General features: G+C 66.9%; 17 protein-coding genes. 13 read left to right on the forward strand and 4 right to left on the reverse strand.

Features of this window, described 5'->3' with window-relative positions; translation table 11 throughout:
- Positions 1–80: 80 nt before the first annotated feature.
- Positions 81–2,015, forward strand: a complete 1,935-nt coding sequence (gene htpG / locus BBX35_RS09380; protein ID WP_067218985.1) for a molecular chaperone HtpG — start codon at positions 81–83, stop codon at positions 2,013–2,015.
- A 54-nt stretch (positions 2,016–2,069) separates the two neighbouring features.
- Here htpG and BBX35_RS09385 read toward each other — a convergent pair whose 3' ends face one another.
- Positions 2,070–2,699 (reverse strand): LysE family translocator, encoded by a 630-nt coding sequence (locus BBX35_RS09385; RefSeq protein ID WP_067218987.1) that lies wholly within the window; start codon positions 2,697–2,699, stop codon positions 2,070–2,072.
- 187 nt (positions 2,700–2,886) lie between these two features.
- Here BBX35_RS09385 and BBX35_RS09390 point away from each other — a divergent pair, with 187 nt between their 5' ends.
- The 7 genes from BBX35_RS09390 (at position 2,887) to BBX35_RS09420 (ending at position 9,733) form a co-directional block, all read left to right on the forward strand.
- The gene (locus BBX35_RS09390) at positions 2,887–3,807 is read left to right on the forward strand and encodes a LysR family transcriptional regulator (protein ID WP_067218989.1); all 921 of its coding nucleotides are present in this window, start codon (positions 2,887–2,889) and stop codon (positions 3,805–3,807) included.
- Positions 3,808–3,939: 132 nt separating this feature from the next.
- Positions 3,940–4,743 (forward strand): putative hydro-lyase, encoded by an 804-nt coding sequence (locus tag BBX35_RS09395; RefSeq protein ID WP_067219934.1) that lies wholly within the window; start codon positions 3,940–3,942, stop codon positions 4,741–4,743.
- Between the two features lie 22 nt (positions 4,744–4,765).
- Positions 4,766–5,809, forward strand: a complete 1,044-nt coding sequence (locus tag BBX35_RS09400; protein ID WP_067218992.1) for a TRAP transporter substrate-binding protein — start codon at positions 4,766–4,768, stop codon at positions 5,807–5,809.
- 27 nt (positions 5,810–5,836) lie between these two features.
- Entirely contained in the window at positions 5,837–6,385 is a 549-nt protein-coding gene (locus tag BBX35_RS09405) for a TRAP transporter small permease subunit (RefSeq protein WP_067218994.1), read from the forward strand.
- Positions 6,382–7,662 carry a TRAP transporter large permease gene (locus tag BBX35_RS09410; protein ID WP_067218997.1) on the forward strand — a complete coding sequence of 427 codons (1,281 nt, stop codon included), beginning with the start codon at positions 6,382–6,384 and terminating at the stop codon, positions 7,660–7,662. The genes BBX35_RS09405 and BBX35_RS09410 overlap by 4 nt, the downstream gene beginning before the upstream one ends.
- Positions 7,663–7,704: 42 nt before the next feature.
- On the forward strand, positions 7,705–8,382 hold the full coding sequence (locus tag BBX35_RS09415) for a DUF2848 domain-containing protein (protein WP_067218999.1): 678 nt from the start codon (positions 7,705–7,707) through the stop codon (positions 8,380–8,382).
- 64 nt (positions 8,383–8,446) lie between these two features.
- On the forward strand, positions 8,447–9,733 hold the full coding sequence (locus tag BBX35_RS09420) for an amidase family protein (RefSeq protein WP_067219001.1): 1,287 nt from the start codon (positions 8,447–8,449) through the stop codon (positions 9,731–9,733).
- Here the strand turns inward: BBX35_RS09420 and BBX35_RS09425 are convergent, their stop codons facing one another.
- From BBX35_RS09425 to BBX35_RS09435, 3 genes are all read right to left on the reverse strand, one after another.
- Complete coding sequence (locus BBX35_RS09425) at positions 9,734–10,963, reverse strand: mandelate racemase/muconate lactonizing enzyme family protein (protein ID WP_067219003.1); 1,230 nt, start codon at positions 10,961–10,963, stop codon at positions 9,734–9,736.
- A gap of 109 nt (positions 10,964–11,072) precedes the next feature.
- On the reverse strand, positions 11,073–12,359 hold the full coding sequence (locus tag BBX35_RS09430; protein WP_067219014.1) for a UDP-N-acetylglucosamine 1-carboxyvinyltransferase: 1,287 nt from the start codon (positions 12,357–12,359) through the stop codon (positions 11,073–11,075).
- A 114-nt stretch (positions 12,360–12,473) separates the two neighbouring features.
- A complete protein-coding gene (locus tag BBX35_RS09435) occupies positions 12,474–13,235 on the reverse strand; it encodes a DeoR/GlpR family DNA-binding transcription regulator (protein ID WP_067219016.1) in 762 nt (253 codons plus the stop codon).
- A gap of 259 nt (positions 13,236–13,494) precedes the next feature.
- Between BBX35_RS09435 and BBX35_RS09440 the strand changes: the two genes are divergently transcribed.
- The 5 genes from BBX35_RS09440 (at position 13,495) to BBX35_RS09460 (ending at position 21,021) form a co-directional block, all read left to right on the forward strand.
- Positions 13,495–14,412: an ABC transporter substrate-binding protein gene (locus tag BBX35_RS09440; protein WP_067219936.1), complete on the forward strand. Its 918-nt coding sequence runs from the start codon at positions 13,495–13,497 to the stop codon at positions 14,410–14,412.
- A 136-nt stretch (positions 14,413–14,548) separates the two neighbouring features.
- Positions 14,549–15,604 carry a quaternary amine ABC transporter ATP-binding protein gene (locus BBX35_RS09445; protein ID WP_425274571.1) on the forward strand — a complete coding sequence of 352 codons (1,056 nt, stop codon included), beginning with the start codon at positions 14,549–14,551 and terminating at the stop codon, positions 15,602–15,604.
- A 2-nt stretch (positions 15,605–15,606) separates the two neighbouring features.
- Positions 15,607–17,673, forward strand: a complete 2,067-nt coding sequence (locus BBX35_RS09450; protein ID WP_208979808.1) for an ABC transporter permease — start codon at positions 15,607–15,609, stop codon at positions 17,671–17,673.
- The gene (locus tag BBX35_RS09455) at positions 17,670–18,572 is read left to right on the forward strand and encodes a choline/ethanolamine kinase family protein (protein ID WP_067219020.1); all 903 of its coding nucleotides are present in this window, start codon (positions 17,670–17,672) and stop codon (positions 18,570–18,572) included. The genes BBX35_RS09450 and BBX35_RS09455 overlap by 4 nt, the downstream gene beginning before the upstream one ends.
- Positions 18,573–18,576: 4 nt before the next feature.
- On the forward strand, positions 18,577–21,021 hold the full coding sequence (locus BBX35_RS09460) for a GcvT family protein (RefSeq protein ID WP_067219022.1): 2,445 nt from the start codon (positions 18,577–18,579) through the stop codon (positions 21,019–21,021).
- Positions 21,022–21,024 lie beyond the last annotated feature (3 nt).

Consider the following 21,024-nt stretch of genomic DNA (forward strand, 5'->3'; position numbering starts at 1 on the left):
CCTTCGCATCTGCCGGGCCGATCCGGCGCGCGGGCGTTTCACCGTCAGACATTTACGAGCGTACGGGGCAGTCAGAACCAATGAGTACCGAGCCGAACACGACAGGGGCAGGCACCGAGGCGCCGCAGAGCCACGCCTTCCAGGCGGAGGTCGCGCGGTTGCTCCATCTTATGGTGCACTCGGTCTACTCCAACAAGGACATCTTCCTCCGCGAGCTGATTTCCAACGCGGCCGATGCCTGCGAGCGCTTGCGGCACGCAGCCCTCACCGATCCTTCGCTGCTGGGCGAGGACACGGAGTTCGGCATTCGCCTGGAGGCGGACGAGGCCGGCCGCAGGCTGGTGGTGTCCGACAACGGCTCGGGCATGAGCCGGCAGGAGTTGATCGACAATCTGGGCACCATTGCCCGCTCCGGCACCAAGGCCTTCATGGACCGGCTGGGCGAAGGCAAGGACGGGACGGCGCTGATCGGCCAGTTCGGCGTCGGCTTCTATTCCGCCTTCATGGTGGCGGAGAAGGTGGACGTGATCAGCCGTGCCGCCGGCAGCAGCGAAGCCTGGCAGTGGAGCTCCGACGGGCTCGGCGCCTTTACGGTGGAGCCGGCCGGGGACGATGCGGATGTGCCCGCGCGCGGAACCCGCGTGATCCTCCATCTCAAGGACAATGCCGCCTCCTATGCGCGGCCTGCCACCATCGAGCGGATCGTGCGCGCCTATTCCGCGCATGTGCCGGTGCCGATCACGCTGGTCGTGCCGCCAGCGGAGGACGGCGAGGAGGCCGAGCCGCGCCGCCTTGCCGACGGCACCGCGCTGTGGACGCGCTCCAAGTCCGAGATCGGCGAGGAGGAGTATCGCGAGTTCTACGGCCACGTGTCCGGCCAGTTCGACGAGCCGGCGATGACCGTCCACTATCGGGCGGAAGGGCGGCACGAATACTCCGTGCTGCTGTTCGTGCCGTCGATGAAGCCGTTCGACCTGTTCGACCCCGACCGCAAGGGTCGGGTGAAACTCTATGTGCGCCGGGTGTTCATCGCCGATGACGTGGACCTGCTGCCGGCATGGCTGCGCTTCGTGCGCGGCGTCATCGATTCCTCGGACCTGCCGCTCAACCTGTCGCGCGAGATGCTGCAGCACAATCCGGTGCTGGACGCGATCCGCAAGGGCGTGACCAACCGGCTGCTCGGGGACCTGCAGAAGCTGTCGGAAAGCGATGCGGCGGCCTACGAGAAGGTCTGGGAAACCTTTGGCCCCGTGTTGAAGGAAGGCATCTACGAAGACTTCGAGCGCAAGGAAAAGCTGCTCGGCCTCGCCCGGTTCCGCAGCAGCTCCGACAAGGGACAGAGCTGGCGTTCGCTCCATGACTATGTGGCGGACATGAAGGAGAACCAGACCCAGATCTACTACGCGACCGGCGCGAGCCAGGAGGCGATTGCCGCCAGCCCGCATCTGGAGGGCTTCCGTGCCCGCGGCGTCGAGGTGCTGTACCTCGCCGATCCGGTCGATGCGTTCTGGGTGCAGATGGTGGAGGGCTTCGAGGGCAAGCCGTTCCGCTCGATCACGCAAGGGGCCGCCGAGCTGGACGCCATCCCGGTCAGCGAGACGGAGAGTGATACGGACAAGAAGGCCGAGGCCGGGGATACCGATGTCGGTCTGGTCACGGCGTTCCTGAAGGAGACGCTCGGCGAGCGGGTGTCGGATGTGCGCAGCTCGTCGCGGCTCGCCGAAAGCCCGGTCTGCCTCGTCGCCCCCGAGCACGGGCCCGACCGGCAGTTCGAGAAGCTGATGTCGAAGCAGGGCGACGGACGGGCGCGGCTTGCGCCGGTGCTGGAGTTCAACCCCTCGCACGAGTTGCTGTCGCGTCTTTCCTCGGCGCTGGCCGGCAGCGGCGACAAGGGCAAGCTTGCAGATACTGCCTGGCTGCTGCTCGATCAGGCGCTGATCCTCGACGGCGAGGTACCGGCGGATCCGGTAGCCTTCGCTCGCCGGCTGTCCACGGTGATGGGCCGCGGCCTTTGACCTGATCGATGCGGAGTTCCCAAAGATGCGGGGAGGCGCTCTTGCCTTCCCGCATCAGCCGGCGTTGAGAATGACCGGGATCATCGAGGCGACGAGCAGAACTGCCATCGTGATGTTGAAAATGCGTGCTGCCCGCGGCTGCTTCAGCAGTTCGCCGAGGGCTGCGCCGAAGGCGAGCCACGGCAGGGAGCCGAGGGCCGCGGCCACGATGAAGACGCCGGCGAGAATGCCGGCCTGTTGCAGCACGCCGCCGCTGCCGGGGTGCATGTAGGAGCCAATGGCGCCGGCGGCGATAAGCCAGGCCTTGGGGTTGACCCACTGGAACAAGGCGGCGCCGACGAAGCTGCCGCGCCGCTCTGCCGGCTTGTCCTTTGCAGGGGCTGTCTTGTCCGCTCGGCCGACCGGGGCCGAGCCGATCTTCCAGGCAAGCCACAGGAGCACGACGAGGCCAACGATGCGGATCGCATCCATCACATAAGGCAGGGTGAAGAGCGTGCCGCCGAGGCCGACGGCGAGCGAGAAGATCATCGCCGAAAAGCCGAAGACGATGCCCCACAGGGTCGGCATGCCCTTGCGAAAGCCGGCGGATCCGCCAATGGCTGTCAGGAGCACGTTATTGGGACCGGGCGTCACCGAGGCGACGAAGGCAAAGGTGGCGAAGGCGACGAGCTGGTCGGGTGTCATGAGTGCCGATCTCGCAGTGGAGCGCCCGGCGACCGGGTGCGGCAGGGAAGATCGCGGCACGATATGCAGTTCATGACGGCATTGCCAGAGGCGGGTTTGCTCACCTTGCGCGGAGCGCTTGAATCCGCTCCTTCGTTCCACGAGGATGCGGCGTCCGCGCATCGGGCGCGGCGAGGGAGGAACTGACGTGTTCGAGCTGAAGGACGTGGAGATCCTCCAGGATATCGTCCGTGCGGGCGGGTTTCGAGCTGCCGCCGCGAAATACGGGCTCTCGCAGTCGGCGATCTCGAACCGGGTTCTGGCCCTGGAAAAGCGGCTCGGCATCCAGCTGTTCGACCGTGGCCGCCGCCAGGTCCGGCTGACGCCGGTCGGGCGTCGCTTCCTGGAGGAGGCGCAGCGGCTGAGCGCGGCGCGGGACCGATTGATACAGGAGATCACGCGGCCCGGCGGGCTCAGCGGCACCATTCGCATCGGCGTTGCCGAGACCATCGTCCACACGATCCTCAGCGAGTTGCTGAACCAATTGAAATGCGCGCACCAGCGTGTGCGCTTCGAACTGTCGGTCGATACTTCGCGCGAGCTGGGCCTGGCGCTGGCCGACGACGGGCTGGACGTTGCCATCATGCTGCGCGAGAGCGTGCCGAGCGGGGCGGCCGTGGTGCCGTTGCAGCGCCAGCCGCTCGGCTGGTACGGGGCTGCCTCCGACAAGGAAGGCGAGGATGTGGAGGCGGGCGAGCCGCTGACGCTGACCGACCTGGCCCGGCAGACCATCGTTTCCTTTCCCAAGGGCACGCCCCCGTTCCGCGAGCTCGAGGGGCTGCTGGCAGCCCCCGATCTGCCGCCGCCGGACCTGCACGGGTCGGCCAGCCTGTCGACGGTCCTACACCTGGTTGCTGACGGGTTCGGCATCGGCGTGCTGCCGGTGCGTATTGCAGAGGCCGATCTTTTCCGCTCGCGAATCCGGCCGTTGAAGGTCGTGGAAGGCGCCCGTCTGAGCGCATTGCGGTTCGTCGTCGCCTACATGCCGGACCGGAATCGGGAGGTGGGAGAAGAGGTTGCGGCCGTCGCGCGTGCATGTGATCAAAATGATCTTGAAAGAAGATCATAAAAATCTTATATCGATAACTTGACAAGATCATAACGACTGGCAATCCTCACAAGGTAACGTGAGGAGGTTGCCAGCGTGCCTGCATCTGTCGCCCTTGACCGCACCGCATCCGAACAGGATGCCTTCCGTGGTCTGTCTCCCGCCGATCTTCGCGTCAGCATCAGGACGGGCCGGTTTCGCGGCCCCACCGCCGGCTACGGCCAGGGCTGCCTCCAGGGGAACCTGGCGATCCTTCCGGCTGCACTCGCCGGCGACTTCCTGCGCTTCTGCACGCTCAATCCCAAGCCCTGTCCGCTGATCGGCATGTCCGAGCCCGGCAATCCGGCCATTCCTTCGCTGGGTGCGGATCTCGACATCCGCACCGACGTGTCCGGCTATCGCGTGTTTCGCGCAGGCGAGGAGGGATACACCCCGGTGCCGGACCTTTCGGACGTGTGGCGCGACGACCTCGTTTCCTTCGTGCTCGGCTGCTCGTTCTCCTTCGAGGCGGCCATCGTAAGGGCCGGTATTCCCCTGCCGCATTTCGAGGGCGGCAAGAACGTGCCGATGTACATCACCAACCTGCAGACGGCGCCGAGCGGCCCGTTCGGCGGACCGCTTGTGGTGTCGATGCGCTCCTTCCATCCTTCCGACGCGATCCAGGCGGTACTGCTGTCCGATCGCTATCGGCTGGCGCATGGTGCGCCGGTGCATATCGGCGATCCGGCCGGCATCGGCATTGCCGACCTGATGAAACCCGATTTCGGCGACGTCCCGGAACTCGCTCCCGGAGCAATCCCCGTGTTCTGGGCCTGCGGCGTGACCCCGCAGATGGCGATCCGCCAGGCCCGTCCGGAGATCGCCATCACCCATGAGCCCGGCCACATGTTGGTGACCGATCTCTCTGCCGATGCCGCCGAGTTCACGCTCGGCGGCGTCTGGCCCGCTTCGAAGTGAACGAAAACCAGAGGAGTCCCACATGAAGCGCATTGCCTCCAGCCTGCTCGCGGCCACGGCCCTGTCGTTTGCCGCATTCGCCCCGGCTTCCGCCGAAACCCTGTCGGTCGTCGGCAGCTGGTCCAACCTTCCCCTGCACCAGAAGTTCGAGGCTCCGTTCTGGACCGAGACCCTGCCGGCCGCATCGAACGGCGGTATCGAGGTGCAGATGACCACCCACAACCAGATGGGCATCCAGGGCGGCGACGTGTTCCGCATGCTGGGCGACGGCGTGTTCGACGTCGGCATGACGGTCGCCGACTATGCGGTGGGCGATGCCCCCGAGCTCGAAGGCCTCGACGTGCCGCTGATCGCCACCACCGCCGATGAGGCTCGCGCCATGGTCGCGGCCGCCCGCCCGATGGTCGAGGACATCTACGAGCAGCGCTTCAATGCCAAGGTCCTGGCGATCGCGCCGTATCCCCCGCAGGTCGTCTTCTGCAAGGGCGACGTTTCCTCGCTTGAGGACCTGAAGGGCAAGAAGATCCGCGGTTCGGGTCGCATGACCACGAAGTTCCTCGAGGCGCTGGGCGCCGAGGGTGTCAATGTGGCCTTCTCGGAAGTGCCGGGTGCGCTCGAGCGCAGCGTCATCGACTGCGCCGTCACCGGTTCGGGTTCGGGCTACAGCGCCGGCTGGTGGGAAGTCACCGACACGCTGGTGAACCTGCCGCTCGGCGGCTGGGACTCGGTCGTCACCGCCGTCAACCTCGACCGCTGGAACGCCCTGCCGGAAGAGACCCGCACGCTGATCGAAACCCAGATCAAGGATAAGTTCGAGACCCCGGCCTGGGATTCCGTGGCAGCCTCCATCGCCACCGACACTGCCTGCCTGACCGGCAACGGCGAGTGCCCGGCCGGCAAGCCGGCATCCATGAAGCTGGTCGAGGCGAGCGAGGCAGATGTCGCCACCGCGCGCAAGATCCTGACCGAGACCGTTCTGCCGGAGTGGGCCGAGCGTGCCGGTGCCGACTGGGTGAAACGCTGGAACGACAGCGTCGGTCAGACCACCGGCGTCACGGTCAACTGATAGCGTGATCCAAGAGGGGGCCGCGACATGACGGACAATCTTGCCGCGGCCCTCCGCCGCATAAATTCCGGACTTGCCCTGCTGGTCGGCATCGTCGTGCTGGCGACCGCAGGCTTCGTGATCGTCGACATCACGCTGAGACAGTTCGGCCATTCGTTCGGCGGTTCGGACGAAATCTCCGGATATGTGATGGCCGCGGTCGCAAGCTGGGGCCTGTCCTATGCGCTGACCGAGCTTGCCCATGTGCGTATCGATCTGGTGCGCCAGAAGCTGCAGACGCGCGGCCGGGCCGTGCTCGACATCTTCGCGATGAGCATTGCCGCCGGCACGGTCTGCATTATCGCCTATCAGGCCTGGCCGGTTCTGGAAAAGACGCTGGTCCGGGGCTCGCGGGCCAATACGGCGCTCGAGACGCCCCTGTGGATCCCGCAGGCCGTGTGGTTTTCCGGCTGGGTGTGGTTCGCCATTTCCTCCTGCCTTCTGGTCCTGCTGGCGCTCGCGACCGTGCTGCGCGGTGATTTCCAGAATGCCGATGCGATGATCGGTGCACGCGGCGAAGCGGAGGACGGCAAATGATCGGAAGCGTCGCCATCGCCCTGCTCGGGCTCCTTTCGCTGTCCATTCCCGTCGGCATCGTCCTGTTCCTGCTAGGGTTCGGCATTTCCGAGTTCTTCTCGGTCTTTCCGCTGATCCGCGGCCTCGGGCAGGTGGTCTGGTCGGCCTCCGATTCCGCCACGCTGATTGCCATTCCCTTCTTCGTGCTGCTCGGCGAGATCCTCGTGCGCGGCGGCATCGCCGAGAGGACCTACGGGTCGCTCGACAAGTGGGTGTCCTGGCTGCCGGGCGGGCTGGTCCATGCCAATATCGGTACGGCCACGATGTTCTCCGCGACCTCCGGCTCCTCCGTCGCAACCGCCGCGACGGTCGCCACCGTGGCCATGCCCCAGGCTGAGCGGCTGGGCTACGATCCCAAGCTGTTTTCCGGAGCGATTGCCGCCGGCGGCACGCTCGGTATCCTGATCCCGCCGTCGATCAACCTGATCGTCTATGGCTTCCTGACCGAGACCTCGATTCCGCGCCTGTTCCTGGCTGGCCTGCTGCCGGGCCTGCTGATGGCGGTGGCCTTCATGATCGTGACGGCGGTGCTGTGCAAGATCCGCCCCTCGCTCGGCGGGCCGAGCCGCAGCTTCACCTGGGGCGAGCGGTTCGCGGCTCTCGCCCAGCTCGTGCCGATCTTCATCCTGTTCACGGTGGTGATCGGGTCGATCTATGCCGGCTGGGCCACGCCGACCGAATCCGCGGCCGTGGGCGTTGCCATGGCGCTGCTGATCGCGCTGCTCAATGGCGGCGTCTCCTCGGCGATGCTGCGCGAGAGCCTGCTCGGCACCGTCCGCATCACCGCGATGATCATGCTGATCATCACCGGCGCCTATTTCCTCAACTTCACGCTGGCCTCGGCCGGGCTCGGCCGCGAGCTTCAGGGCCTGTTCGACAGCCTGAACCTCTCACCCTTCGGCACGCTGCTGGTGGTCATCGTCCTCTACATCGTTCTCGGCTTCTTCATCGAGACGCTGTCGCTGATGGTCGCGACCATTCCGATCATCGTGCCGATCATGGTCGGGCTCGGCTACGACAAGGTCTGGTTCGGGGTGATGATGATCGTGCTGGTGGAAATGGCGCTGATCACCCCGCCGGTCGGGCTCAATCTCTACGTGGTACAGGGCGCGCGAAAGTCCGGCTCGCTGAGCGAGGTGATGCTCGGCTGCATCCCTTACGTCCTGGTGATGCTCGGCATGGTCGCCGCCCTCATCGTCTTCCCGCAAATCGCCCTGTTCCTGCCCGGATCGCTCTGATCCGGTGCAGGCGCCGGCCTGTCCCTTCCCAAGGAGCTTTCCATGGAGTTCACCCTCAACGGTGCGCCGCTTTCCGTTCGCATTGCCGATCTGACCGTCGCCGGCTGGACCGGCCGGGATCCGGAGGCGATCCGTCATCACATCGACGAGCTGGCGGAAATCGGCGTGGCGCCGCCGTCCACCGTGCCGCTCTACTACCGCACCGCTGCGGATCTTCTCACCCAGGAACACGGCATCCAGGTCGTCGGCGGCGGCACCTCCGGCGAGGTCGAGCCCTTCCTGCTGGCGAAGGATGGCGTGCTTCATCTCGGGCTTGCCTCCGACCATACGGACCGCGACCTGGAAGCCCATTCCGTCGCGTTGTCCAAGCAGGCTTGCGCCAAGCCGGTGGCCGGTGAGCTCTGGCTGTTCGACGAGGTTGCCGGGCATCTCGATGCGCTTGAACTGCGCTCGTGGATCAAGGAGGATGCGGCCGGTGACTGGATCCCCTATCAGGACGGCAAGGTCGGCTCGATCCGCCCGCTCGCCGATCTGATCGAGGGGTCGGGAATGGAGGCCGCCCGCGAGCGCGGTGACTGCGTCGCCATGCTGTGCGGAACGCTCGGCGCCATCGGCGGCGTGCGTCCGGCGGCGGCGTTCAGGATGGAGCTTCGCGATCCGGTGCTCGGCCGCAGCATCGGTCACAGCTACGAGATCACGGTTCTGCCGATCGTCGCCTGAGGCAACGGTCGCAGGACAGCTGCCGCCGGCGGACGGCCCGGATGGCGCAGGAGGAGATACGGGAATGGGTGAAATCGTCGAGAAGGCCAGGGCCGCGATCGGACGCGTCGAGGCACTGGGAGACGCAGCATCGGCGATCTTCACCGAGTTCTCCCCCGCCCGCATCCTCCAGGCGGCGGCCGAAGCGGAGGCCCTTGTCGTGGCCGCCGACAGGCCGCTGCCGCTCGCCGGGATGCTGGTCTCCGTCAAGGATCTCTACGATGAGGCCGGCCAGCGCACCACGGCGGCCTCGCTTCTGCTGAAGGATCGGGAGCCGGCAACCGAGGACTGTCCGGTGGTGGCGCGGATCAAGGCGGCGGGCGCCGTGCCGTTCGGCCGGACCTCTATGAGCGAGTTCGCTTATTCGGGCGTCGGCCTCAACCCGCATTACGGCACCCCGTCGAACGTCTTCGAGGAGGGCGGCATTCCCGGCGGCTCGACCTCCGGCGGCGGCGTGACAGTGGGCCTCGGCCTGTGCGAGGTAGCGCTCGGCACCGATACCGGCGGGTCGGTCCGCATTCCCTCGGCGATCAACGGCCTCTACGGCCACAAGCCGAGCCAGGACAAGGTGCCGCTCGACGGTGTGCATCCGCTGGCCGTCTCCTTTGATTCCTGCGGTCCGCTGGCGAGCGACTTCGCCACCATGCTGGCCGCCTATCAGGTGATGAGCGGCGGCGATGCGCCGGGTGTCGAGGCCCCGACCGGAAGCCTGCGTCTGGCCGTGCCGGAAAACGCCTTCACCAACGATCTTGACGCGTGGTCGCGCGGTCATTTCGACGCGGCGAAGGCGCGCCTTGTCGAGGCGGGTCATGAGCTCGTGCCGCTCGACCTGGGGTTCCTGCAAGACGCGCTGCTGCTCAACAAGATCCTCATCTCTGCCGAGGCCCATGAACTCTACGGGGATCATCTCGACACGCTCGTCAGCGTCGGCGATCCGCGGGTGCTGACCCGTATCCGCTTCCGCGAGACGCTGAGCGACGACGAAGTCGCCGAGGCGCGGGCGGCCCGCATCGAGGTCATCGCGCGCACGGCGGAGGCGCTGTCGGGCTTCGACGCGCTGATCGCCCCGACACTGCAGATCTTTCCGCCGAGCATTGCGGACACACTGGCAGATTTCGACCGCATCAACGCGGCGATGCTGCGCAACACCTCGCTGCTGAACCTTGCCGATGCTTGCGCGATGTCTATGCCGACGCACAGCACGGGTAGCGGCCGTCCCGGCGCGCTGATGATCGGTGGGATCAAGGGGCATGACGAGCGCGTGTTGTCCGTCGGTGCAAGGCTCGACCGGGACCTCAACGGCGCCGGCTGATCACGCTTCGCCATCCCTTGGAAACCGGCGATCCCGGATGGGATCGACCGGATGCTGGGTCATGTCCAGATGCAGCGCGCGTCCTGTGTAGGGATGTGCGCGGGCAACCTCCTCGTCGAGCTCGACGCCGAGGCCCGGCGCATTGGGCACGGTGACATAGCCGTTTTCCCAGCGCAGCGGCGTCTTCAGGATGTCGGCGTGGAAGCCGTCGAACCGGCGGATCGATTCCAGGATCAGGAAGTTCGGCGAGCAGGCGGCGAGCTGGATGTTCGCGGCCGCGACGAGGGGCCCGCAGTAAAGGTGCGGCGCGATCTGGGCGTGCCAAGCCTCCGCCATTCCGGCGATCTTCTTGGCCTCCAGCAAGCCGCCGACGCGGCCGAGATTCATCTGCAGGATCGAGGCGGCACCGGTCGACAGCAGACGGGCGAACTCCCATTTGGTGCAAAGCCGCTCGCCGGTCGCAACTGGGATCGCGGTTCCGCGCGCCACCTTTGCCATTTCCTCCGGCATGTCGGGCGGCACCGGCTCCTCGAACCAGAGCGGATCGTAAGGCTCGATCCGGCGGGCAAGGCGGAGCGCGCCCGATGCGGTGAACTGGCCATGGGTCCCGAACAGGAGATCCGCCCGGTCGCCGACCGCCTCGCGGATGCGGCGGCAGAAGAGTTCGCTGCGCTCGAGATCCTCCAGATCCGGCTGGCGCCCGCCATGCACGGAGTAGGGGCCGGCAGGATCGAACTTCACCGCCGTGAAGCCCGCATCGACATATTCGGCTGCGCGCTGGGCCGACAGGTCCGGATCGCCGTAGAAGGCTGCGTGGTCCTCGTCGCCCTTCGGGTAGAGATAGGTGTAGGAGCGCAGCCGTTCGTGCACGCGCCCGCCGAGCAGGGCATGAACCGGCTTGCCGAGTGCCTTGCCGATGATGTCCCACATCGCCATTTCGAGGCCGCTGACCACCCCGCACATGGTCGGGTCCGGGCGCTGGGTGAAGCCGGAGCCGTAGGCCCTGCGGAAGAAGACCTCGATGGCGAAGGGATCAGCCCCGTCCAGATAGCGGGCGAAGACATCCTCGGTAAGACGCGTCATCGCGTCGGGACCGAAGCTCGCCGCATAGATCTCGCCGTAGCCGACAATGCCGCAGGCCGTGGTGAGCTTGACGAAGACGAAATAGCGGCCGCCGAAGCCGGGCGGCGGATTGCCGACCACGAATGTCTCAAGCCCGGCAAGCTTCATCGCGTTTCCTCCTGATCGCGCGTTGGTCGGCCCTTTCAGGCTAACGGCGACGGGGAGGATGTCCAGACGCGCGAAAGCGACACGAGCGGTCGCTTTCGCGCAAGGGGTATCAGGCCCAGCGGACCTGTGCGCCCAACTCAGTCAGCTTCTCGACGAAGCGCGGGTGGGCGCGGCGGATCGGGTCGGCCTTGCGGATGGTCGACTGTCCCTCGACCTGGATCGCGGCAAGGAACAGGCCGAGCACCACGCGGATGATGTAGGGCGCCTCGACTTCTGCGGGGCGCAGGTTGTTGCCGCCGAAGACGATCAGCCGGTGGGGGTCGGACAGGTGCACCCGGGCGCCGAACTTCGCCAGCTCGGAGCTCCAGGCCAGCGCGCCCTCGTAGATCTTGTTCCAGAACATGATCTCGCTGTGGCAGCCGACGGCGACGCCGATCGCCTGCGGCAGCAGGTCGGCCGGGAAATACGGCCAGGGAGCCGCCTCGATCTTCGGCAGCATCTCGCGGGTATAGGGGCGCGAGATCTCGCGGGTCCAGCCGGTGACGGTGATCGAGTCGTCCGTGGTCTCGAACTGCAGGCCGAGCTTTTCGAACTGGCGCAGGATCAGCGTCATGTGCGGGGTGATGTCGGTCTTGACGGTCAGGCGGCCGCCGGTGACCCCGCCGATGGCGAGGAACGTCGCAACCTCGTGGTGGTCGTCCGGCACGCGCACGCGGGTGCCGGACAGGCGCTCGACGCCGGTTACGCTGAGGCGAGAGGTGCCGAGCCCGTCGATCTTCGCCCCCATGGAACGCAGCATCTCGCACAGCGCCTGGACGTGCGGCTCGGAGGCCGCGTTCATCAGCACCGAGGAGCCTTCCGCCGTGGCGGCGATCATCGCGAAGGTCTCGGTCGCGGTCACCGACGCGTAGTCGGCCCAGATCTCCTGGCCCTTGAGCCGGTCCTCGCGGCGGATGTCGTAAGGGTGCGTCGCAACGATGCGGGCGCCGAACTGCTCGAGGATCTCCAGATGCGGATCGATCTCGCGCAGGCCGAGGGCGCACCCCTTGGCATCCGTGTCGAAGGTCAGGGTGCCGGTGCGCACCATCACGGGGGCGAGCAACAGCACGGCGGAGCGGATGCCGAGCGGCAGGTCGGCATCGCCGTCGCGGAACGCGTTGAAGTCGTGACGGATGGTCAGGGTTGCGCCGTCATCCGCGCGCGCGACGGTTGAGCCCATGCTCTCGAAATAGGCGAGGATCTTGGCGACGTCGCTGATCTCTGGGACGTTCTCCAGCGTCACCGGCTCATCGGTGAGCAGGGTCGCGCAGAGCATCGGCAAAACAGCGTTCTTGTTGCCCGACGGACTGACGGTCCCCGAGATCGGGTGTCCGCCGTCGACGATAAGGTCGGCCATGAAAAAGTGCCTCCGGATGGAAGGGGCAGGATGTTGCCCGTTTCCTAATGGAGAATCCGGTCAACGGCAAACGGCAGTTCCATGGCAATCGCGTGGCCGTGCCGGGATGCCGTCTTACGCAGCGATCTCAAGGGCGGTGCCGGCGGCCAGAAGCCGCTCGGTGATCTCCGGCGGAGGGGCCATGTCGGTGACGATCCGGTCGACGTCGAGGAAGCCCGCGACCCGCACCAGCGCGCGGCGGTTGAACTTGCTGTGGTCGGTGATGACCGTGCGCGTCTCGCCGCAGCCGAGCACGGTGCGGGCGAAATCCGCCTCGGCAAGGTGGTAGTCCATCAGCCCGCCCACCGGATCTATGGCGGCGATGGAAATGACAACGTGGCGGACGCGGAAGGCGGAGACGAAGTCGATGGCCGAGCGGCCGAAGGCGGCGCCGTTGTCGCCGTGCAGCTCGCCGCCGGCCATGTAGACCTTGTTGCCGTTCACGGTCGCCAGCGTCCTGGCGACGTCCGACGAATTGGTGACGATGGTCAGGCCGGTCTTGCCGCGCAGTTCGCGCGCCAGCACGCTCGTCGTGGTGCCGGTGTCCATCATGACGCTGTCGCCGTCGGCGATGCCTGCCGCGACATGGCGGGCGATGCGGATCTTGGCGTCGAGGTTCTCCCGCATGCGGCGTTCGAACGGAGCCTCCATGTCCTGCCGGGCCAGGCTGACCAGCCCGTGCGACTTGACGATCTCACCGGCCTCCACCAGCGAGCGGATGTCGCGGCGGATCGTCTCCAGCGAGACGTCCAGCTCGGCCGCCAGGTCGGAGATGCGGGCGCTGCCCGAGCGGCGGGCGCTTTCCAGGATCAGGGTCTGACGCTTGCTGAAGGCCATGGTATCGGTCGCAGTCTACTGGTTGGCTGTCTTTGTGGCTTTTGTGGTAATATCAGTCATTAATTCTCAAAAAGCCACATGACTTGGCGTAGTTGCCAATTTTATCCCTCAAATCGATTGACAGGGTTGGCAGTCGAGGTGACGATCCTGTGACGGCGCCGAAGAGATCCGACAAGGGCGGGCGCTGCTTCCAGAGCGCATACAGAGGGAACCAGCCATGATACATGCCCGCCCGGCGGCAGCGATCCTGTCCGCCCTGATGGCCGCAACCGTCCTTGCAGGGACGCCGGTGCGAGCCGCGGAAAGCACAGACTCCATCCGCCTGACCCTGCACGACTGGACCGGCCAGCTGATCACCACGCAGATCATGGGCGAGGTGCTGAAGAAGGCCGGCTACAACGTCGAGTACGTCCAGGCCGACTACATTGCCCAGTTCGCCGGCCTGAAGACCGGCGATCTGCATGTGGCGATGGAGATCTGGGAGACCACCGGCCGCGATGCGCTGGACGAGGCGACCGCCACCGGGCAGGTCGAAAATCTTGGCGACAGCGGCATGCTGGCCATCGAGGAGTGGTGGTACCCAAGCTACATGAAGGAGCTCTGCCCGGGGCTGCCCAACTGGGAAGCGCTGAAAAGCGATGCCTGCGCCGAGGCCTTCTCCACAGCAGAGACGGCGCCGAAGGGCCGGTATCTGGGAGCTCCGGTGACCTGGGGCGGCTATGACGACGAGCGCGTCGAAGCGCTCGATCTGCCGTTTGAGGTGGTTCACGCCGGGACGGATGCAGCGCTCTTCGCCGAGCTGGAATCGGCCTATCAGCGCAAGGCGCCGATCATCCTGTGGGTCTATGCCCCGCACTGGGCGCCGCAGAAATACGAGGGCGAGTGGATCGAGTTCCCGACCTACGAGAAGGCTTGCTACGAGGACCCCGCCTGGGGCTCCAATCCGGACATGGCCTATGATTGCGGCAAGCCGCGCGGGCCGATCTGGAAGGTCGCCTGGTCGGGCGTGAAGGAGAAGTGGCCCGGCGCGCACAAGGCGATCTCGGCCTTCTCCGTCGACAATGACGAGATGGGCGGGATGATCACCAAGGTCGACCTCGACGGACAGAGCGTCGATGAGGTGGTCGCCGCCTGGATGGAAGCCAATACCGGCCGCTGGTCGGAGTGGATCAAGTAACACCCTTGCCCGACTGGCTGTCGCCGTCTTCCGTCCCCGGGGCGGCGGCAGCCTCTTTTCGCCCGGTCGAAGATCCGCCAGAGCGTTCTGCGGCGGGTCGGCGAGGGCGGGACACGCAAGCCGAGGCTTTCCACCCGTGACCACTTCCATGCAGCAGGGCGCAGCGCCCGCGGCCGCAGCACCTGCGACGAAGCTCGAATGCCGCTCGGTCTGGAAACTGTTCGGCGCCGGTGCCGAAGGCTACCCGATCGACCGCCCTGAGGCCGCCGACAGCAGCCGCCTTGCGCGAGCCGGGCTTGTCGGCGCGGTGCGCGACGTCAATCTCGGTGTCCGTGAGGGCGAGATCTTCGTGATCATGGGGCTGTCCGGCTCCGGCAAGTCGACGCTGGTGCGCTGCCTGTCGCGGCTGGTCGAGCCGACCCATGGCGAGATCCTGTTCAACGGCGAGAACCTGCTCGCCGCCAGTCCGAAGCGGATGATCGAGATCCGCCGCCACCACATGGGCATGGTGTTCCAGCACTTCGCGCTGCTGCCGCATCTGTCCGTGCTGGGCAATGTCGCTTTCCCGCTAGAGGTGCAAGGCGTGGGGCGTGCGGAGCGCGAGGCGCGGGCCCGGCAGATGATTTCGCTGGTGGGACTGGAAGGGCGCGAGGGCTTCTTCCCGCGCGAGCTGTCCGGCGGCCAGCAGCAGCGGGTGGGCATTGCCCGCTCGCTCGCGGTGGAGCCCGAACTGTGGTTCCTCGACGAGCCGTTCTCCGCGCTCGATCCGCTGATCCGGCGCGAGATGCAGGACGAGTTCATCCGCCTGCAGTCGGTGCTGCGCAAGACCATCGTCTTCATCACCCACGATTTCGACGAGGCGATCCGCCTGGCCGACCGCATCGCCATCATGAAGGACGGTGCCGTGGTGCAGGTCGGCACGCCGGAGGATCTGGTGCTGCGGCCGGCGGACGACTATGTCGCCGAGTTCACCCGCGGGGTGGCGCGGGCGAAGGTCGTCCGCGTCGGCAGCCTGATGGAGGCAGGCGCTGCCCCGACAGATGCGCCGACGGTCGAGGAGGGCGCGCCCATTGCCGATACCGCCTCGCTCTTTGCCGGCGGCTTGCAGGAAATAGGCGTGCGTGCGCGCGACGGACGGGTGCTCGGGCGCCTGACCCGCGATGCGGTCGTCACCGTGATGATGCAGGGCTGAGCATGAGCGAGGCCGCCAGCATCGCACGCTCGCCAGCCGCGCCTGTCGCCCCCGCCGGTTCCGGCAGCCGGAAGATCCGCCGCCGCTGGCAGATGGTCTGGGGTATCGGCCTGGTCGCGTTCGTCCTGCTCTGGCAGTTCGGCGAGCCCTATGCCGGCTGGGCCTTCGACATTCCGCGCGGCTGGCGCATTCCGCTGCAGCGCTGGATCGGCGCGGCGATGCGCTGGCTGGTTGAGGATGCGAGCTTCGGCCTCTTCACCTTCACCGATTTCACCCGCTTCCTCGCCGCAATGGTCGAGGCGCCTTACCGTTTTGTCCTCGGTCTGCTGTCGACCGGTATTCTCGATGGGCGGGGTAGCGCCGCCGTACAGCTTCTGCCGCCGCTGTCGTGGATCGCGGTCACCGGTATCGCGATGGTGATGGGCCACTATGCCGGTGGGCGCCGGCTCGCTCTCCTGGTCGGCGGCTGTTTCGCCTTCCTGGCGATCTTCGGCCAGTGGAACAGCGCGATGGTGACGCTGGCCTCCATCCTGATCGCCGTGCCGGTCGGGGTCGTCGGCGGTTTGCTGCTGGGGCTCGCCGCCTTCCGCTGGCGGATGTTCGACAAGGCTTTGCGGCCGGTGCTCGACCTGATGCAGACCGTTCCGGTCTTCGCCTATCTGGTGCCGATCCTGTTCCTGTTTGGCTTCGGCCCGACGGCGGCCATCGTCGCGACGATCATCTATGCTCTGCCGCCGATGACCCGCATCAGCCTTCTGGCCCTGCGTGCGGTGCCGGAAGAGGCGCACGAACTCGGGCGGATGACCGGGTGCTCGCGGCGGCAGATGACCTGGCGCATTCTGGTGCCGAGCGCGCGGCCCGGACTGATGGTCGGCGTCAACCAGGTGATCATGCTGTCGCTCAACATGGTCATCATCGCCTCGATGATCGGCGCGGGCGGGCTCGGCTTCGACGTGCTGGCGGCCCTGCGGCGGCTCGATATCGGAGCCGGCATCGAGGCGGGCCTTGCCATCGTCGCGCTTGCCATCGCGCTCGACAGGCTGAGCCAGGCCTTTGCCGGCCGCCGTCCCGAGCACGAGGCGGAAGGCGCGCAGCGAAAGGGGCTGCTTGCGCGCCACCCCTATACGGTTGCCGGCTGCCTGCTGGTGCTGGTCACGGCCCTTGCCGGCCTCGTCGCCGCGCCGATCCAGGCGTATCCCAAGGCCCTGCAGCTCTCCACCGGCTCGGTCGGCAGCGACATCGTCGGCTGGATCAACGTCAATTTCTTCGACCAGATCGAGGCGGTGAAGAACGCGCTGCTGCTCAACGTGCTGATACCGGTGAAGCGGTTCCTTGCCGGCCTGCCGTGGCTCGGCGTCACCGGGTTGCTGGGACTGCTCGGCTGGCGGCTCGGAGGCTGGCGGCTGGCGCTTCTGGTCTGTGTGCTCGCCTCGCTGATCGCCTTCACCGGCCAGTGGGAAAAGGCGATGGTGACCGTCTATCTCTGCGGCATCTCCGTCGTCATCGCCTGCATGATCGGCATTCCCGTCGGCATTCTCGCTTCCACGCGCGAGCGGTTGTGGAAGGGCGTGGAACTGGCCATCGACACGCTGCAGACGCTGCCCTCCTTCGTCTACCTGATGCCGGCGGTGATGCTGTTCCGCGTCGGCGACTTCACCGCCATGATCGCGGTCGTCGCCTATGCGGTGGCGCCGGCCATCCGCTACACCGCGCACGGGCTGCGCCAGGTGAACCCGCAGCTGGTCGAGGCGGGGCTCGTCGCAGGGGCGACGCCGTGGCAGCTGATGACCAAGATCCGCCTGCGGCTCGCCCTGCCGGAGATCCTGCTCGGCATCAACCAGACCATCATGCTGGCGCTGTCGATGCTGGTGATCACCGCTCTTGTCGGCACGCGGGACCTTGGTCAGGAGGTCTATATCGCGCTCACCAAGGCCGATACCGGACGCGGTCTCGTCGCCGGCCTTGCCGTCGCCTTCATCGCCATAATCGCCGACCGGCTGATCGCCGCTGCCGCAGAGCGCAGCCGGCAGCGCCTCGGCCTCGACGACACCGCAGGAGAACGCTCATGAGCGATGCGCCCGGCACCGCCCCGACGCGCGACAGGATCGCCGCCCTGCCGGTCTGGTCCGGCCCCGTCGAGATCGAGCCGCTGCATGGCGGGCTGTCGAATGCCAGCTTTCGCGTTCGCGATCGCGAAGGGGCCTTCGTGGTGCGCCTCGGTCAGGACTTTCCGTTCCATCACGTGGAGCGGGCCCGCGAGGCGATGGTGACCCGGGCCGCCGTCGACCTCGGCCTTGCGCCGGAGCTGGTGCATGTCGAGCCCGGGATCATGGTCTCCCGCTTCATCGACGGGCGCACCTTCGGGCCTGAAGACGTCCGTGCCCGGCGGGCCGATGTCGCGGCGCTCATCCGGCGCTTCCACACCGGCATGGGCGAGCGGGTCAGCGGGCCCGGCTTCATCTTCTGGGTCTTCCACGTCATCCGCGACTATGCCCGCACGCTGGTTGCCGGCAATTCGCGCATGGCGAGCCGCCTGCCGGAGTTCCTCGCTGTGGCGCAGGAGATGGAAGCGGCGCAGGTGGCGCTGCCCATCGTCTTCGGGCACCACGATCTGCTGCCCGCGAACTTCATCGACGACGGCAATCGCCTGTGGCTGATCGACTTCGAATATGCCGGCTTCGGCACGGCGATGTTCGACCTTGCCGGCATCGCCTCCAACGCGGGCTTCTCGCAGTTGGAGACCGAAGACCTGCTGGCGGCCTATCTCGACGCGCCGGCGGATGAGGCCTTCCTGCATGCTCATGCGGCGATGCAGGTCGCCTCGCTGTTGCGCGAGACCCTCTGGAGTCTCGTCTCCGAACTGCATCTCGACGCGCCGGGCGTCGACTACGTCGCCTACACCGCAGAAACGCTCGCCGCCTATGAGGCGGCGCTTGCCAGCTACCGCCTCCGTTTCGGAAAGGGTTAGTTCCATGTCGCTTCCACAGCAGGCCCAGATCGTCGTCATCGGCGGCGGCATCATCGGCTGTTCGACCGCCTATCATCTGGCGCGCGACCACAAGGCCGATGTGCTGCTGCTCGAACAGGGCAAGCTCACCAGCGGCTCGACCTGGCATGCGGCCGGGCTGGTCGGCCAGCTCCGCTCCTCCGCCTCGATCACCCAGGTGCTGAAATACTCCGTCGACCTCTACAAGCGGCTCGATGCCGAGACGGGTCTGGAGACCGGCTGGCGGATGACCGGCTGTCTGCGGCTCGCCTGCAACGAGGATCGCTGGACCGAGTATCGGCGCCTTGCCACCACCGCTCGCAGTTTCGGCATGGAGATGCATCTGCTCTCGCCCGACGAGGTGAAGGCGATGTGGCCATTGATGCGCGTCGACGACCTGGTGGGGGCGACCTTCCTGCCGACCGACGGGCAGGCCAGCCCATCCGACATCACCCAGTCGCTGGCCAAGGGCGCGCGCATGCACGGGGTGCGGATCGTCGAGGGCATCCGGGTCACCGGCTTCGGCATGGACGGGGCGCGCATCACCCATGTGGAGACGACGCAGGGGCGCATCGCCTGCGACACGGTGGTCAACTGCGCCGGCCAGTGGGCGCGGCAGGTCGGCGCCATGGCGGGCGTCAACGTGCCGCTGCAGCCGGTCAAGCACCAGTACATCATCACTGAGCCGATCAAGGGCATCACCTCCAACACCCCGACGGTGCGCGACCCGGACCGGCGCACCTATTTCAAGGAGGAGGTCGGCGGCCTGGCGCTCGGCGGGTATGAGCCGGACCCCATCGCCTGGACTACGGGCGATGTGCCGGACGATTTCCAGTTCCAGCTGTTCGAGGACGACTGGGACCATTTCGAGCAGCATCTGGTCAACTCGATCCATCGCGTTCCCGCGCTGGAGCAGACCGGCGTCAAGCAGATGATCAACGGGCCGGAAAGCTTCACGCCGGACGGCAACTTCATCCTCGGCGCAGCTCCCGAATGCGCGAACATGTATGTCGGCGCTGGCTTCAACGCCTTCGGCATCGCTTCGGGCGGCGGTGCCGGCTGGGTGCTCGCCGAATGGGTGATGAAGGGCGAGGCGCCGCTCGACCTTTGGAGCGTCGACATTCGCCGCTTCTCCGGACTGCACAGCGACCGCGACTGGGTCTGCGAGCGCACGCTGGAGGCCTATGGCAAGCACTACACCATCGTCTTCCCGCATGAGGAATATGCGAGCGGCCGGCCGCGCATCGTCTCGCCGCTTTATGAGCGGCTGAAGGGGCGCGGGGCGGTGTTCGGCTCCAAGCTCGGCTGGGAGCGGCCGAACTGGTTCGCCCGTCCTGGTGACGAGCCGCGCGACGTCTATTCCATGGGGCGGCAGAACTGGTTCGAGGCGGTCGGCGAGGAGCACCGGGCCGTGCGCGAGGCGGTCGGCCTGTTCGACCAGTCGTCCTTCGCCAAGTTCGAACTGCGCGGGCCGGACGCGGCGGAGCAGCTGGAATTCATCTGCGCCAACAAGGTCGGCAAGCCGGCCGGCCGGTTGACCTATACCCAGCTGCTCAACAGCCGCGGCGGCATCGAATGCGACCTCACCGTCGCGCGCCTTGCCGACGATCTGTTCTATATCGTCACCGGCACCGGCTTCCGTACCCATGACGGAAGCTGGATCGCCGAGCACTTGCGTGCAGGCTCCAATGCGACCCTCGTCGACGTGACCGAGGAGTTCGGCACGCTGTCGCTGATGGGCCCGAAGGCGCGCGACGTCCTTGCCACGGTTGCGCCGGGCGCGGACGTTTCTGGCGAGGCGTTCCCCTTCGGCCATGTGCGCGTGATCGAGATCGCCGGGCATCCGGTGCGGGCCTTGCGCGTCACCTATGTCGGCGAGCTGGGCTGGGAGCTGCACGTGCCGATCGCCGCCACGGGCGCGGTGTTCGATGCCCTGATGGAGGCGGGCGCCCCGCACGGCATCCGGCCGGCCGGCTATCGCGCCATCGAATCCCTGCGCCTGGAAAAAGGCTATCGCGCCTGGGGCGCCGACATCACGCCGAACGACAGCCCGTTCGAGGCCGGTCTCGGCTGGGCGGTGAAGCTGCGCTCCGGCCTGCCGTTCCTCGGCCGGGAGGCTTCGGAGCGGATCGCGGCCGCGCCGCTGCGCAAGCAGCTCGCCTGTTTCACCGTGGAGGACCAGAGCGTTGTTCTGCTCGGCCGCGAGACGATCCTGCGCGACGGCGAGTTTGCCGGCTATCTGTCCAGCGGCGGCTACGGCTACACGGTGGACCGGCCGATCGGCTATGGCTATGTGCGCCGTGCGGACGGTGTGGACGAGGCATACTTGCGCGCCGGCAGCTATGAGCTTGTGGTTGCGAACGAACGGGTTCCGGCCCGGATCGAACTCGGCCCCCTCTACGATCCGCAGAACGTCCGCGTGAAGGCCTGAGGA

The organism is Stappia indica (genome assembly GCF_001696535.1).
Taxonomy (GTDB): Bacteria; Pseudomonadota; Alphaproteobacteria; order Rhizobiales; family Stappiaceae; genus Stappia; species Stappia indica.

Bases quoted from the DNA above. Each gene is read 5' to 3' on its own strand.
- htpG (WP_067218985.1), top strand. From the start codon at position 81: ATGAGTACCGAGCCGAACACGACAGGGGCAGGCACCGAGGCGCCGCAG.
- BBX35_RS09385 (WP_067218987.1), bottom strand. From the start codon at position 2,699: ATGACACCCGACCAGCTCGTCGCCTTCGCCACCTTTGCCTTCGTCGCC.
- BBX35_RS09400 (WP_067218992.1), top strand. From the start codon at position 4,766: ATGAAGCGCATTGCCTCCAGCCTGCTCGCGGCCACGGCCCTGTCGTTT.
- BBX35_RS09405 (WP_067218994.1), top strand. From the start codon at position 5,837: ATGACGGACAATCTTGCCGCGGCCCTCCGCCGCATAAATTCCGGACTT.
- BBX35_RS09410 (WP_067218997.1), top strand. From the start codon at position 6,382: ATGATCGGAAGCGTCGCCATCGCCCTGCTCGGGCTCCTTTCGCTGTCC.
- BBX35_RS09415 (WP_067218999.1), top strand. From the start codon at position 7,705: ATGGAGTTCACCCTCAACGGTGCGCCGCTTTCCGTTCGCATTGCCGAT.
- BBX35_RS09420 (WP_067219001.1), top strand. From the start codon at position 8,447: ATGGGTGAAATCGTCGAGAAGGCCAGGGCCGCGATCGGACGCGTCGAG.
- BBX35_RS09425 (WP_067219003.1), bottom strand. From the start codon at position 10,963: ATGAAGCTTGCCGGGCTTGAGACATTCGTGGTCGGCAATCCGCCGCCC.
- BBX35_RS09430 (WP_067219014.1), bottom strand. From the start codon at position 12,359: ATGGCCGACCTTATCGTCGACGGCGGACACCCGATCTCGGGGACCGTC.
- BBX35_RS09435 (WP_067219016.1), bottom strand. From the start codon at position 13,235: ATGGCCTTCAGCAAGCGTCAGACCCTGATCCTGGAAAGCGCCCGCCGC.
- BBX35_RS09440 (WP_067219936.1), top strand. From the start codon at position 13,495: ATGGCCGCAACCGTCCTTGCAGGGACGCCGGTGCGAGCCGCGGAAAGC.
- BBX35_RS09450 (WP_208979808.1), top strand. From the start codon at position 15,607: ATGAGCGAGGCCGCCAGCATCGCACGCTCGCCAGCCGCGCCTGTCGCC.
- BBX35_RS09455 (WP_067219020.1), top strand. From the start codon at position 17,670: ATGAGCGATGCGCCCGGCACCGCCCCGACGCGCGACAGGATCGCCGCC.
- BBX35_RS09460 (WP_067219022.1), top strand. From the start codon at position 18,577: ATGTCGCTTCCACAGCAGGCCCAGATCGTCGTCATCGGCGGCGGCATC.